This window comes from Meiothermus luteus (assembly GCF_003574085.1).
GTDB lineage: Bacteria > Deinococcota > Deinococci > Deinococcales > Thermaceae > Meiothermus > Meiothermus luteus.
Window position 1 is genome coordinate 1 of record NZ_QWKZ01000079.1, and the last position, 12,489, is coordinate 12,489.

Below are 12,489 nucleotides of genomic sequence, written 5' to 3' on the forward strand. Positions count from 1 at the left end.
CCCTACCGCCCCCCGCCCGCCCCGGCGGGGTGCTCGCTTCCATCGGGTAGAAGCCCCAGGCGCTCGAGCTCGGCGCGCGGGATTACAGTGCGATGCCCGAGTTTCACCGCGCGCAGCTCGCCACGACGAATCAAACGAAACACCGTATTGGGATGCACCCCCAGTAAGCTAGCCAGCTCTTTCGGTCCGTAGGCGATTTTGTGCATTTTGCCCTTTCCCGCGAACCTGCGAAAAGGCAAAGCCCCTCTCAGGCTCGCGCTTACGCGCTTCCCCTGAGAGGGGTGTATGGAAGCATGCTACCACACCGCGCCACCCCAGTCAAAACCTAGGGGCACCCCCCCAGTTTTTGACCCCACTTTTGACCCCAATTGACCCCAGTTTTGACCCCAAAACAGAGGTTTTTCAGGGTTGTGTAAGGTGTGATAAACTGCGTTCTGGTGTGGTTTCTGGTGCTTGGGGGTTTTCGTTTTGGTTCACTTCCTAAACCTTAGGTCGCAGGTTCGAGTCCTGCCGGGCGCACCAGTCCAAGACGCAAAAACCCGAGGGCGAGCCACCCTCGGGTTGGTTTTAGACAGCAGGCCCCTCGAGGTCGGCCGCTTTGGGCTTCTCGCGCAGCGCCCAGATGGCCCCCAAGAGCAGCACTCCCAGAATGAAGAGCGAGAACTGAGCCTTGTCTATGCCTGTGACCCACTCGGGACGGCTCAGAACTTCCTTAGCGAACTTGTCCCAACCCCCAATGGCCAGCTTCACCCCAGCAAGGCCCACCACCGCAAAAGCCACCCTCTCAAACCGGGGGTATCTTTCTAATAAGCCCACAAACAGCACCGCTACGAAGCGCAGGGCCAGAATACCAATAAACACACCCGCAAAGATAATCCAAAGGTTGTCTGAAAGCGCCACCGCCACCAGCACCGAGTCCACCGCAAAGGCCAGGTCGGCCAGCTCAATCTGGGCTACGATCGCCCAAAACTGGCGTGGGGTAACCACTTGGAGCGTTTTCAAGGCGTCTAAGCGAGCCTCCTTTTTGGACTCCCGTTTCCTGAAGTGCTGAATGGCAATGTAGAGCAAGTAGACGGCCCCCAGGGCCTGAATCCACCAAAACTGAATCAAATACACCGCAAAGACCAAGGCCAGGCCCCGCAGGACATAGGCCCCGGCGATGCCATAAAACAGGGCCCGTTGGCGCCAGGGCGGAGGGAGTTGACGGACCATCACCCCCAGCACCATGGCGTTGTCGGCGGAGAGGACCGCCTCCAAGACAATCAGGATTCCGATAACCAGCAGCGCTTGTCCAAGTTGCTCCATAAGCACCCCGCAACCGCGAATGGGCCAAAAAAGCAAGACCCCCACGGCCATCTCGTGGTGGTCTCACCAAGGCAACAAGCCCTGACTAACCGGAAGCTATCGCTTCGTACTGACGATTAATCAACCCCAAAGGGGTGGCTACTCCCCAACCAAGCTAGAGGATAGCAAGCCTTCCCAGACAAAAAGTACAAAGATTCACAATTCCAACGGCCTCGGACTCAGGCCGGCCTCTCCCAAGCTGCCCAGGTTTTGGCCGCGGGCGCCCCAGCCTAGGGGCCGGAGCGGCGGAAGGCCCACAGGGTGCCCAGCACCAAAATGGCCAGGGTAACGCTCAGAAAGAAGGCCTGCGGTAGGTGCAACGCCAGCTCCGGGCGGTGCAGCCAGACCTCGCTGCCGTGGGCCCAGCCCTCCAGCGTCAGCTTGATTCCGGCCCAGCCCACCACTGCGTAGGCCACGGTCTCGAGCCGCGGATACCGCTCGATGATGGTGACCATGATGCCGGCGGCCAGCCGGATTAGGAGAATCCCAATGGCCACCCCGGTAAAGATCACCCAGAACTCGCGGCTGAAGGCAATCACCACCAGCACCGAGTCCACCGCAAAGGCCAGGTCTACTAGGTTAATCATGGCCACCACCCTCCAAAAGCTGGCCGCCGCAGCCTGCTGCATCCGGAACTTCTCCTCCTCGGCCTCCTCAGGCTTGCGGCGAAAGAGGTGGTTGACCGCCAAGTAGACCAAGTAAACCCCACCCAGAAGCTGAATCCACCATATCTGGATGATCACGGTAGCGAAGAGCAAGGCCAGCCCGCGCAGCACGTAGGCCCCGATGATGCCGTAAAGAAGCGCCCTCGAGCGCAGGTGCTCTGGCAAGGGCCGCACCATCACGGCCAGCACCATGGCGTTGTCTACAGAAAGAACGGCCTCGAGGGCCACGATAATCAGAATGGCCAATAGCGCCGAACCAAACTCCATAACCCGAATCCTATCATTTGCTTCTACTTTCCGAACAGGTACACAAGCGCCGGAGCCAGCCCTTGCCGCCAGGTCATCCAGTTGTGGCCGGAGGGGCGCTCTTGGTAGAGGTGAGGATAGCCTTTGTCGGCCAGCATGGCGGCAAAGCGGCGGTTGGGGGCCAGCAGCCACTCGATCTGGCCGGTCTCGCAGTAAAAACGCAGCGGCAAGGTCTCGGCAGCCTGGTACTGCTCGGTGAGCCACTCGGGGTCGGTGTAGGAGTCGCCCCCCTCGGGCGAGGCGGTGAGGCAGGCCGACTGGGTGGCTACCTTCTGGAACAGCTCAGGGTGACGCAGCGCCAGCCAGCTCGAGACCAGCCCCCCCAGGCTGGCCCCCAGCAGACCCCGCTCCGGGGTGGGGCCGTAGTGGGCCTCTACCGCCGGGATAACCTCGTTCAGTAAGTGCTGTTCGTAGGCGTGGCTGAACCAGTACTCCCGCCGGCGGTCTTCCGGCTCCACGAACACGATGCGCACTGGGGTGATCTGGCCCTGCTCCAATAGTCCCTGGGCCACCTCGGCCAGCCGGGCGGTACGGTAGTAGGCCACCCCGTCGTGCACATACAGGGTGGCCTGGGCCGGCTCCTGGGGGTTATACACGTAGTAGCGGCGGGGGGCGCCAAAGGCTTTGGACTCCAGCCGGTGCCGGTGTACCTCTACCGGACGGGAGGGCTGCGGTGGGGACGCATAGTGAAAGCCCGGCAGCTCCACCGCGCGGGGGTAGCTCCACCAGGGGTTTTGGGCCTTGTGGGGGTTGTCGGGGTCGGGAAAGGGCGCTCGGTCTTCGTCTAGGAAGGCGTACTCAATGTAGGCCCCGGGGGGAAACTCGAGGGTAAGAGGCCCTTTGATGGGGATAGGCCGCTTGTCCCAGTCGGTGAAGTCGCCAACCAGAAACCTGGCCCGGGCCGGGGGGTGAAAGGTTACGGAGCGGTGGTGTACCTCAACCATACCGGCCCCCATCTTACGGGCGTAAGATGGCGGGGTGAACCGTCAGGACGACTATGGGGCGGTGGTGGCCTGGGTGGAGGGGCTCGAGCAGGGCTGTGGCCCCCTGGCCGGGTTTACCTTTGCCGCCAAGGACATCTTCGATGTGGCCGGGCTGCCCACCGCGGCGGGCAACCCCGATTTTGCCGAGCGCTGGGGCCTTCCCACCCAGGACGCCTGGGCGGTGGCGGCGCTCAAGCGGGCGGGGGCCCGGCTGGTGGCCAAGACCCACACCCACGAGCTGGCCTACGGCATGACCGGCCTCAACCCCCACTTTGGCACCCCCCAAAACCCCAGGGTACCGGGGGGTATTCCCGGGGGCTCCTCCTCGGGGTCAGCGGTGGCGGTGGCGGCGGGCCTGGTACCGGTGGCGCTGGGCAGCGACACCGCGGGCTCGGTGCGGATTCCGGCCTCCTTCTGCGGCGTTTATGCCTACCGGCCCACCCACGGGGCCATCCCCACCCAGGGCGTGGTACCCCTGGCCCCCAGCTACGACACGGTGGGGCTCCTGGCGGCCGACCCGGCGCTGATGGAGCGCTTTGCCCGGGTGCTGCTCTCCGAGGCCCTGCCGGTGGTGGGCTTTGAGCGCGCGGTGGTGATGAGCGACGCCCTGGAGCTTTCCACCCCCGAGGTCCAGCGGGCGGTGGAGCAGGTAGCGCAGAGGCTCCGGGCCCTGGGCATCGCCACCTTGGAGAAAAGGCTGGGCCTGCTGGAAGCAGCCCGCGAAACCCAGCGGGTCTTGCAGGGGGCAGAGGCCTGGGGGTTCCACCAGGAGTGGCTCGAAGCACAGCAGCCCCGCCTGGGCGAGGATGTACGGCGGCTTCTGGAGATGGCCTCCCGGCTCACCCCCGGCGAGATTGGGCGGGCCCTGAGTGAACAGGTGCGCCTGCGGGCCGAGATGGGGGCCTGGCTTTCGCCCAGCACGCTGGTGCTGTTGCCCGCGACCCCCAGCCCCGCCCCTATGGTAGAGGAGCTGCAAGACCCCGAGCAGGCCCTAGCCTTCCGCTGGCGTACCCTGGGCCTCACCTGCTACGCCAGCCTGCTGGGCGCGCCGGTGGTCTCGGTGCCGGTGGTGCAGCCGGGAGCAAAGCCCGTCGGCGTGCAGCTGGTGGGGCCTTGGGGCAGCGATATGGGGCTTCTGCACCTGGCCCGAAAGGCCTTTGGGTAGGCCCTCAGCCCGCATTGCGCAGACCCGCCGCAATCCCCAAAATGGAGAGCATCAGGGCCCGCTCGAGGCCAGGACGCTCCGGCGACTCGGGCGGCGTGCGCCGGTAGCGGGCCAGAAGCTCCACCTGTACCAGCGAGATGGGGTCCACGTAGGGGTTCCTGAGCTCGGTCTGGCGGGCCAGCACCGGGTGGTTGCGAAGCAGGGGGCCTTGGAAGGTTTCCTCCAACAGGGCCTTGGTCTTCTCAAAGGCTTGGGCGATGGAGGGAAAGAAGCGCTCGGCCAGCTCGGGCTCTACCAGGCGCAGGTACTCCCGGGCAATCCCCAAGTCGGCCTTGGCCAGGGCGATGGCCGCGCTGTCTAGGGTGGTGGCGAAGAAGGGCCACCGTGTAAACATTTCCTGTCGCAAGGAGAGTGGAATTTCCTCCAGCCCTTCGGCCAGGCCGTACCAACCGGGAATCAGGAGCCGCACCTGCGTCCAGGACATCACCCAGGGGATGGCCCGCAGGTCCTTAATCTCCCGCACCCGGCCCGAGCGGTAGACCGGGCGGCTGGCGATGTTGAGGGCCCCGATCTCGCGGATGGGGGTGAGCTGCTCGTAAAACTCAAAAAAGCCCGGGCGCAGGAGCAGCTCCCGGTAAACCTCGGTAGAGCGCCGGGCAGCCCGCTCCATGGCCTCTCGCCAGAGCTCCGGGAGGGGCTCGGCCTGGCCGTAGAGGTCGCGGGCCGAGGCTAGGGCCAGGTGGTAGAGCATCTGCTCGAGGTTCCGGTAGGCTAGCTCGGGGTGGGCGTAGCGGTCGGCCAAGGCCTCGCCCTGCTCGGTCAGGCGCATCCGGCTCCCCACCGTGCCGGGGGGCAGGCTGGCGATGGCCCGCCCGGCGGTGCCGCCGCCCCGGGCGGTGGAGGTGCCCCGCCCGTGGAAGTAGTAGACCTGCACGTTTCGGCTTTTGGCCACCGCGCTAATGGCTTCTTGGGCCTGGTAGAGGGCCCAGTTGGCCGCCAGGAAGCCCGCGTCCTTGTTGGAGTCGGAGTAGCCGATCATCACCTCGAGGCCCCCCCGGCCCTGCACGTGGGCCATAAACACCGGGTTGTCCAGCAGCCGGGCCACCACCTCTGGCGCGTTTTGCAGGTCGCTCAGGGTCTCAAAAAGCGGCACCACATCAAAAGGCAGGGCCCGCCCCGGGCGGTAAAGGCCCACCTCCCGGGCCAAGAGCAGCACCTCGAGCAGGTCGCTGGGGTAATGGGTCATGGAGACCACGTGGGCGCCCCGGGCCCGCCAACTGCGCAAGGCTTCCAGGGCGGTTTGCAGAGCTTTGGTCTGGGGGCGGTAGCCCACCGGGGCCAGGGGTCGGGCGATGGCCAGCTCCTGGGTGAGCAAGGCCTCCCGCGCCTCGGGGCCTAGGGCCAGGTAGTTCTCCTCCACTCCCCCCACCCTAAGGAGTTCGGCCACCGCCTCCGAAAGGGCCCGGGACTCCTCGCGCAGGTCCAAGGCCACCAGGTCCAGCCCAAAGGCCAGCGCGTTGAGCCGCAGGGGCCGAACAAAGGCTCGAGCCACATCCCCCAGGCCAAGCTGCTCTAGGCTGGCCTCCATCTTGCGCAGATCGCCAGCAAACTCCTGGGTGCTTTCGTAGCCCGGCCCCGGCTGTTCCCCAAGCAAGGAGCGCAACCGGTAGCGCAAACCCATGCCAAAGCGGCGGTACGGCTCCCCCTGGAAGCGCTCGGGCAGGACAAGGCGACGGGCTTGTTCTTCCAGGGCCAGCCGCAGCTCGCGGCCAATGGCCACCCGGTCTTCGGTCAGGGAAAGGTCGCGAATCTGCTCGTCCACCCCGGCCACAAACTGACGCAGTGCTAATTCCCGGGCGTACTTCTGCGCCCAGGCGGTCACCTCGGGGGTCACGTTGGGGTTCCCGTCGCGGTCTCCCCCAATCCAGCTTCTGAAAACCAAAGGGGGGGCCAGATCGGGCCGCCTGCCGTAGTGGGCTTCTACCGCCCGCTCCAACCCCTCCACCAACCTCGGCACGGCCTGCCAAAGCGCCCCTGTGGCGTAGAACAACCCGCCTTTGACCTCGTCCTCCACGCTGGGCCGGCTCTTCCGCAGCTCGGTGGTGCCCCAAAGCAGCATGACCCGAGCCTCCAGCTCCTCCAAAACCGGCTCGCCCCGCTCGAGCCGCTCCAAGAGCCTCTGAACCTCCGCCAGATGGTGGCGCTGGGTGCGGCGGCGGGTCTCGGTGGGATGGGCGGTGAAGGTCAGGTGCAACCGCAGACGGGAAAAAACCGCCACCACCTCCTCGTAGCCAAGCCCCTGGGCCTTGAGCTGGCCCACCAAGGCCAAAAAGGACTCGCTGCGGGGCGCCTGGGGGGTGCTTCTCTTTTCCCGCTCCCGGTTGACCCGCACCCGCTGGCGCTCCTCGGCCAGGTTGACCAGGTGGAAATAGGTGGAAAAGGCCCGGACCACCGCCTCGGCCTCCAGGAGGGACAAGCCCTGTATAAGCCCCAAAAGCTCTTGACGGCCGGCCTCGCTGGGGGCGTGCCGCAAGGCCTTAGTCAGCTCGCGAATCCTCTCTTCCAGGGCGAACACCCGCTCGCCCGAAAGCGTGCGAATGGCCTTTCCCAAGGCCCGCCCCAGCAGGTCTACCTCCCGCTTCAGCTCAGCGAACAGCACATCTTCCATCCCGCCCCAGTCTAAGGCCCATTTGACGTTTGCGGCCCCACCGGTTAGCTTGAACTCATGCCTTCGCGCCGCTACGTGTATCAGGGCCGCATTCTGAACCTGGCCATAGAAGACGGATTTGAAATCGTTGAACACGACCACGCGGTGGCCATCCTGGCCGAGCGCAACGGCAAACTCCTGTTCGTGCGGCAACACCGCCCGGCAGTAGGGGGCAGCACCCTCGAGCTCCCCGCCGGCCTCATCCATCCGGGAGAAACCCCTCAGGAAGCGGCCCTGCGCGAGCTGGCCGAAGAGGCCCAGCTCAGCGGAGAGCTAGAGTTCCTCAACAGCTTTTATGTGTCCCCCGGCTTCTGCGACGAAAAGGTCTTCCTCTTCCGGGCCAGCAACCTCCAGCCGGCCCAGGGCACCCCAGACCCCGACGAGGAAATCTCGGTGGAGTGGCACGACCCCAAGGAGGTCTACCGCGCTGCCCAGGCAGGAAAGGAGCAAATCTCAGCCCCGGCCATGGCCGGGATTCTTTACTACCTGCTGGAGACCACCCATTCCTCGCTCTAGCTATGCTCCTCATCAACGACCCTCAAGACGCCCCGGCCGGCCCTAAGGTGGTAGCCATCGGCAGCTTTGACGGGCTCCACCTGGGCCATCAGCACCTCATCCGCCAGGCCCAAGACGAGGCCCACCGACGCCACATGCCCCTCCTCCTTTACACCTTTGACCCACCCAGCAAGGTATTCATGCGGGGCGAGGGGTTTCTAACCGACCTCGGCGAAAAAATAGAGCTTCTGCGCGGACTGGGGGTGGAAATCGCCCTAATCGTGCCCTTCACCGAAGCCTTTGCCCGGCGCAGCAAGGAGGAGTTCCTGCAAGAGCTACAGCGCCTCGAGGCGGCCTGCTTCTACGTGGGGGCCGACTTCCGCTTCGGCCAGGGGCGCAAGGGCAGCCTGGAAGACCTTCAGGGCCTGGCCCCCACCCGCACCCTGCCCCTTCTAGAACTCCTGGGCGGACCGGTCAAGTCCAGCCGAATCCGGGAACTCCTGCGGGCAGGGGCGGTAGAAGAAGCCCAGCTCCTTCTAGGCCGCCCCTACTCGGCTCGAGGCATCGTCCAGGAAGGCGACAAACTGGGGCGAAGGTTGGGCTTTCCCACCGCCAACATTGAGGTGGCCCCGCTCAAAATCCTGCCCCCAGGGGTCTTTGCTGTGCGCGTCCAGACCCCCCAGGGGCGCTACGGGGGCATGGCCAACGTGGGCCACCGCCCCACGGTTTCAGGGCAAAGCCTCCGCCTGGAGGCCCACCTCTTCGGTTTTTTCGGCGACCTATACGGCCAGGAGGTGAGCGTGGAATTCCTGGCCCGGCTGAGGGAGGAGCGCAAATTTGACAGCCTGGAGGCCCTAAGAGCCCAGCTCGCCCAAGACGCCGAGGCGGCCCGCAGGCGGCTGGGCATATAGCTGATATACTGGAAGCCGGGCCTATTGGAATAGGCCTTTGGAGGTTTTGTTTGATGACCAACAAGAAGCCGGTGTACCTTACCGCTGAGGGCAAGGCCCGCCTCGAGCAGGAACTGGCCTACTTGAAAACCGAAAAGATGCGCCAGATTGCGGAAGAGATGGGCCGGGCCATTGCCGAGGGTGACCTTCGGGAAAACGCGGGCTACGACGAGGCCCGCCGGGCAATGTGGGAGAACAACAGCCGAATTGCCGAGCTGGAGGACATCCTAAGCCGGGTACAGGTGGTGGAAGCGGGCAATGGGGTGCCCACCGAGGTGCAGATAGGGGTAACAGTGGAGCTCGAGACCCCCAGCGGCCAGCGCATGAGCCTGACCATGGTGGGGAGCCACGAAGCCGACGTATTCAGTGGAAAAATTTCCAATGAGTCCCCTTTAGGCCAGGCCCTGATGGGCAAAAAGGTCGGTGATGAGGTCCAGGTCAAAGGCCCCAAGGGCAGCCAGACCTACATCATCGTTGACCTGGCCTACGCCTAACCTTTCAACCGACGCGAAAGGTGGCGTGCTTGGCCTTGTGGTCCGGCTCCACGTGGATGGTCGTCTGCACGCCCTCTAGCTGGGCCTGCAGGGCCCCCTCGAGCTGGTCGCAGATCTGGTGGGCCTGTTCCACCGTGGTTTCCCCCGGCACCACCAGGTGAAACTCCACGAAGGTGCGTGGACCGGCCCGGCGGGTGCGCAGGTCGTGCACCTCCAACACCCTCCCTTCGGCGGCTAGGCCCTCTAAAGCGTAACGCAGGGCTTCCCGAACCTCGCTTAGCTCCACCTCGGGCAGCCCCTCGTCCATTAGCCCCCCCACCGAGTCCCGCACCAGCCGCCATCCCATCCAGAGAATGTTCACGGCTACGAAGATGGCCAGCAAAGGGTCAAGCATCCACCAGCCCGTAAGACCGGCCAGCCCCATGCCCAAAAGCACCCCCACCGAGGTCAGCACATCAGCCAGAACGTGCTTTCCGTCGGCCACCACCGCAGGGGAACGGGCCCTTCTGCCCCTAGAGACCAAGAACCAGCCTAGAAGGGCGTTAAGGCTCGAGGCCAAAAGGGAAACCAGCAGGCCCAACCCCAGGTCGGCGACAGCCTCTGGCGCGAGCAGCCGGGGCCAGGCCTCTCGCACGATGGCCAGGGCCGCTAGCACAATCAGCACCCCCTCCAGCACCGCCGAGAGGTACTCGGCCTTGGTGTGGCCGTAGGGATGGTTGCGGTCGGCCGGGCGCTTGGAAACCCTAACCGCAAAAAGGGCCACCCCCGCCGCAACGATGTTCACCACCGACTCCAGCGCATCGGAATACAGGGCCACTGAACCGGTGAGCAGGTACGCCACCCACTTGAGGCCAAACACCACCCCTGCCACCAGTAGGCTCAGGCTCAGGGCTTGGGTGGGGGTCATGCCGGCGCTTAGCATACGCAATTTTGGGCCCACAAAAAGAGGCCCCCCTCCCGGGGGCCAGGGGCAAGGCCTAGAGCATGCTCAGGCCTTGTGAAGGCTGGCAGGGTTCACCTTGATACTGGGGCCCATGGTGGTTGAGAGGTAGACCGAGCGCAGGTAGGTACCCTTTGCGCTTTCCGGCTTGGCGCCCTCCACCGCCTTGAGGAAGGCCCGCACGTTCTCAGCAATCTGCTCAGGGGTGAAGCTGGCCTTGCCCACCGGGGCGTGTACCACACCGGTCTTGTCGTTGCGGAACTCAATCCGACCAGCCTTGATTTCCCGCACGATCTCACCGATGTTAAAGCCCACCGTTCCCGCCTTGGGGTTGGGCAAGAGGCCCTTGGGCCCCAGGATGCGGCCCAGCTTGGAGCCCACCGCACCCATCACATCGGGGGTAGCCACCACCGCATCAAAGTCGGAGCGGCCCTCTAGAATCTCCTGGATAATCTCTTCCCCCGCCGCGATGTCGGCGCCCGCCGCTTGGGCTTCGGCAATCTTCTCCCCTTTTGCAATGGCCAGCACCCGTACCGCCCGGCCCGTGCCGTGGGGCAGGGCCACGGTGGAACGCACGTTCTGATCCGACTTCTTGGCGTCAATCCCGAGCCTCACGTGAATCTCCACCGTTTCGTCAAAGCGGGCGCTTTTAATCTGCGGGATTAGGGCAGCCGCCTCCTCAATGCTGTAGAGCTTTTGGAGGTCCACCTTCTCCAAAATAGCCCGGTAGCGTTTGCCGCGCTTAGGCATTAGGCACCCCCGTGACCTCCACACCCATAGAGCGGGCCGAACCAGCTATCTGCCGGGCAGCCGCCTCCAGGTCGCCAGCGTTCATGTCGGGCATCTTCTGCTTGGCAATCTCCAAGCACTGCTCCCAGGTGAGCTTGCCCACCTTTTCCCGGCCGGCCTTGCCCGCACCCTTCTCAATTCCCGCCGCTTTGCGAATTAGGTAGGAAGCCGGCGGGGTCTTGGTCACAAAGGTAAAGGAGCGGTCGGAGTAGATGGTGATCTCCACCGGCACAATGGCGTCGCCCATGTGAGCGCTGGCCGCGTTGAAAGCCTTGACAAACTCCATGATGTTGGCCCCATGCTGCCCCAAAGCAGGGCCCACCGGAGGCGCCGGGGTCGCCTTCCCTGCTGGAAGTTGTAACTTAACTACCGCCGTAACCTTCTTCATTTCGCTTCCTCCTTTTCCCGATCTGGGCTCCCACGAACTTCGTGGTATTACCGCCCGCTTAAAGCCGGTTCCTCACCGACCGTAAGCCAAATCCAGTTTCCTAGGCCCGCACCACCTGGGAGAAATCAAGCTCCACAGGGGTTTCCCGGCCAAAGATGGAAACCAGCACTTTAACCTTCTGCCGCTCGAGGTTGACCTCCCCCACCACCCCAGTGAAGTCGGCGAAGGGGCCCGAAACCACCCGCACCACATCACCCTCTTTGAAGGCCACCTGGGGCTTCGGGGTTTCCTTCTTGCCCGCCAGCCCAGAAACCTCCAAAAGGTGCTGCACCTCATCAGGGGTCAGGGGCACAGGGCGGGTAGCGGTGCCCACAAACCCGGTCACCCCCGGCGTGCTCCGCACCACCTCCCAAGCCTCGTTGACCTCACCTGGGGTATCGCCTAAGTCCACCAGTACGTAGATGTAGCCGGGGTAGAGTTTGCGGCGAATAATTTCCTTCTTGCCCCCCTCGCGGTGCTCTACCACCTCTTCAGTAGGAATCAGGACCTGGAAGATTTTGTCCTGCATTCCAAGGGCCTTCACCCGCTGCTCGAGGTTCTCCTTGACCTTATCCTCGTAGCCTACGTAGGTGTGAACGGCGTACCATTCAATGCTCATAGCAGATACCCGTCACGGCAGGCGTACTGTGATGAAGCGGAAGATGGTGTCAATGAGCCCCAGCACCACCATCGCCACCACCGCAAAGACCAGGATAACCTGGGTGGACTCAATGATTTCCTGCCGCGTTGACCAGGTCACCCGGGAAAGCTCAGCACGAGCCTCACGGAAGTAGTTGACGATCCGGGCTCCAAGGGGGCGCTTAGGGGCAGTGTTTTCCTGGGCCATGGGCTCCCCCTTAGATTTTCACTTCCCGGTGGGGGAGGTGCTTGTTGCACCAGGGGCAGTACTTCCTTAGCTCGAGCTTGGCCGTGGTGTTGCGCTTATTCTTTTCACTGGCGTAGTTGCGCCGCTTGCACCCGGTACACTCCAGGAGCAGCTTGATTCGGATTTCGCTGGCCATAGGTTCCTCTTTCAGCCTTCGGCCCAGCCAGGCTTGCAGCGCCTGACCGGGCCAGCAAGGCTCTAGTTTAGCACGTTACTCAATGATCTTGGACACCACCCCCGCACCCACGGTGCGACCGCCCTCCCGGATGGCAAACCGCAATCCCTCCTCCAATGCAATCGGCTTGATTAGCTCCACCGTAAACGTCACGTTGTCCCCA

General features: G+C 64.1%; 16 protein-coding genes. 4 read left to right on the plus strand and 12 right to left on the minus strand.

Annotated features, from left to right (window positions below; all coding sequences use genetic code 11):
* Positions 1-2 precede the first annotated feature (2 nt).
* The 4 genes from Mlute_RS11130 to Mlute_RS11145 all read right to left on the minus strand — a co-directional run bounded on the left by Mlute_RS11130 (position 3) and on the right by Mlute_RS11145 (position 3,259).
* A complete protein-coding gene (locus Mlute_RS11130; RefSeq protein WP_281270866.1) occupies positions 3-206 on the minus strand; it encodes a helix-turn-helix domain-containing protein in 204 nt (67 codons plus the stop codon).
* Positions 207-567: 361 nt separating this feature from the next.
* Entirely contained in the window at positions 568-1,305 is a 738-nt protein-coding gene (locus tag Mlute_RS11135) for a TerC family protein (protein ID WP_119360728.1), read from the minus strand.
* Between the two features lie 269 nt (positions 1,306-1,574).
* A complete protein-coding gene (locus tag Mlute_RS11140; RefSeq protein ID WP_119360716.1) occupies positions 1,575-2,276 on the minus strand; it encodes a TerC family protein in 702 nt (233 codons plus the stop codon).
* 23 nt (positions 2,277-2,299) lie between these two features.
* Positions 2,300-3,259, minus strand: a complete 960-nt coding sequence (locus Mlute_RS11145; RefSeq protein WP_119360717.1) for an alpha/beta hydrolase-fold protein — start codon at positions 3,257-3,259, stop codon at positions 2,300-2,302.
* Positions 3,260-3,293: 34 nt separating this feature from the next.
* On the opposite strand from Mlute_RS11145, the gene Mlute_RS11150 reads away from it, so the two are divergent.
* Positions 3,294-4,463, plus strand: coding sequence for an amidase family protein (locus Mlute_RS11150; protein ID WP_119360718.1), 1,170 nt, complete (start codon positions 3,294-3,296; stop codon positions 4,461-4,463).
* A 4-nt stretch (positions 4,464-4,467) separates the two neighbouring features.
* On the opposite strand, the gene Mlute_RS11155 is transcribed toward Mlute_RS11150, so the two are convergent.
* Positions 4,468-7,131 (minus strand): phosphoenolpyruvate carboxylase, encoded by a 2,664-nt coding sequence (locus Mlute_RS11155; protein WP_119360719.1) that lies wholly within the window; start codon positions 7,129-7,131, stop codon positions 4,468-4,470.
* A gap of 57 nt (positions 7,132-7,188) precedes the next feature.
* Between Mlute_RS11155 and Mlute_RS11160 the strand changes: the two genes are divergently transcribed.
* Genes Mlute_RS11160 through greA form a run of 3 tightly spaced genes read left to right on the plus strand, consistent with a single transcriptional unit; the run spans position 7,189 to position 9,109 of the window.
* The gene (locus tag Mlute_RS11160; protein WP_119360720.1) at positions 7,189-7,686 is read left to right on the plus strand and encodes an NUDIX domain-containing protein; all 498 of its coding nucleotides are present in this window, start codon (positions 7,189-7,191) and stop codon (positions 7,684-7,686) included.
* A 2-nt stretch (positions 7,687-7,688) separates the two neighbouring features.
* Positions 7,689-8,576: a riboflavin biosynthesis protein RibF gene (ribF, locus tag Mlute_RS11165; RefSeq protein ID WP_119360721.1), complete on the plus strand. Its 888-nt coding sequence runs from the start codon at positions 7,689-7,691 to the stop codon at positions 8,574-8,576.
* A gap of 53 nt (positions 8,577-8,629) precedes the next feature.
* Positions 8,630-9,109 (plus strand): transcription elongation factor GreA, encoded by a 480-nt coding sequence (gene greA, locus Mlute_RS11170; RefSeq protein WP_119360722.1) that lies wholly within the window; start codon positions 8,630-8,632, stop codon positions 9,107-9,109.
* Positions 9,110-9,113: 4 nt separating this feature from the next.
* On the opposite strand, the gene Mlute_RS11175 is transcribed toward greA, so the two are convergent.
* The 7 genes from Mlute_RS11175 to Mlute_RS11205 form a co-directional block, all read right to left on the minus strand.
* Entirely contained in the window at positions 9,114-10,016 is a 903-nt protein-coding gene (locus Mlute_RS11175; RefSeq protein ID WP_119360729.1) for a cation diffusion facilitator family transporter, read from the minus strand.
* Positions 10,017-10,097: 81 nt separating this feature from the next.
* Entirely contained in the window at positions 10,098-10,799 is a 702-nt protein-coding gene (gene rplA, locus Mlute_RS11180; RefSeq protein WP_119360723.1) for a 50S ribosomal protein L1, read from the minus strand.
* Positions 10,792-11,226 (minus strand): 50S ribosomal protein L11, encoded by a 435-nt coding sequence (gene rplK / locus Mlute_RS11185; protein ID WP_119360724.1) that lies wholly within the window; start codon positions 11,224-11,226, stop codon positions 10,792-10,794. The genes rplA and rplK overlap by 8 nt, the downstream gene beginning before the upstream one ends.
* A gap of 100 nt (positions 11,227-11,326) precedes the next feature.
* A complete protein-coding gene (gene nusG, locus Mlute_RS11190) occupies positions 11,327-11,884 on the minus strand; it encodes a transcription termination/antitermination protein NusG (RefSeq protein ID WP_119360725.1) in 558 nt (185 codons plus the stop codon).
* A gap of 12 nt (positions 11,885-11,896) precedes the next feature.
* Entirely contained in the window at positions 11,897-12,112 is a 216-nt protein-coding gene (gene secE / locus Mlute_RS11195; RefSeq protein WP_119360726.1) for a preprotein translocase subunit SecE, read from the minus strand.
* Between the two features lie 10 nt (positions 12,113-12,122).
* Positions 12,123-12,287 (minus strand): 50S ribosomal protein L33, encoded by a 165-nt coding sequence (rpmG, locus tag Mlute_RS11200; protein WP_119360727.1) that lies wholly within the window; start codon positions 12,285-12,287, stop codon positions 12,123-12,125.
* 75 nt (positions 12,288-12,362) lie between these two features.
* Positions 12,363-12,489: EF-Tu C-terminal domain-related protein (locus Mlute_RS11205; protein ID WP_456237810.1), on the minus strand; the 127-nt coding region annotated here is incomplete at its 5' end.

Bases quoted from the DNA above. Each gene is read 5' to 3' on its own strand.
- Mlute_RS11145 (WP_119360717.1), bottom strand. From the start codon at position 3,259: ATGGTTGAGGTACACCACCGCTCCGTAACCTTTCACCCCCCGGCCCGG.
- Mlute_RS11130 (WP_281270866.1), bottom strand. From the start codon at position 206: ATGCACAAAATCGCCTACGGACCGAAAGAGCTGGCTAGCTTACTGGGG.
- rplK (WP_119360724.1), bottom strand. From the start codon at position 11,226: ATGAAGAAGGTTACGGCGGTAGTTAAGTTACAACTTCCAGCAGGGAAG.
- Mlute_RS11140 (WP_119360716.1), bottom strand. From the start codon at position 2,276: ATGGAGTTTGGTTCGGCGCTATTGGCCATTCTGATTATCGTGGCCCTC.
- Mlute_RS11175 (WP_119360729.1), bottom strand. From the start codon at position 10,016: ATGACCCCCACCCAAGCCCTGAGCCTGAGCCTACTGGTGGCAGGGGTG.
- rplA (WP_119360723.1), bottom strand. From the start codon at position 10,799: ATGCCTAAGCGCGGCAAACGCTACCGGGCTATTTTGGAGAAGGTGGAC.
- ribF (WP_119360721.1), top strand. From the start codon at position 7,689: ATGCTCCTCATCAACGACCCTCAAGACGCCCCGGCCGGCCCTAAGGTG.
- Mlute_RS11135 (WP_119360728.1), bottom strand. From the start codon at position 1,305: ATGGAGCAACTTGGACAAGCGCTGCTGGTTATCGGAATCCTGATTGTC.
- Mlute_RS11155 (WP_119360719.1), bottom strand. From the start codon at position 7,131: ATGGAAGATGTGCTGTTCGCTGAGCTGAAGCGGGAGGTAGACCTGCTG.
- nusG (WP_119360725.1), bottom strand. From the start codon at position 11,884: ATGAGCATTGAATGGTACGCCGTTCACACCTACGTAGGCTACGAGGAT.
- secE (WP_119360726.1), bottom strand. From the start codon at position 12,112: ATGGCCCAGGAAAACACTGCCCCTAAGCGCCCCCTTGGAGCCCGGATC.
- greA (WP_119360722.1), top strand. From the start codon at position 8,630: ATGACCAACAAGAAGCCGGTGTACCTTACCGCTGAGGGCAAGGCCCGC.
- rpmG (WP_119360727.1), bottom strand. From the start codon at position 12,287: ATGGCCAGCGAAATCCGAATCAAGCTGCTCCTGGAGTGTACCGGGTGC.
- Mlute_RS11160 (WP_119360720.1), top strand. From the start codon at position 7,189: ATGCCTTCGCGCCGCTACGTGTATCAGGGCCGCATTCTGAACCTGGCC.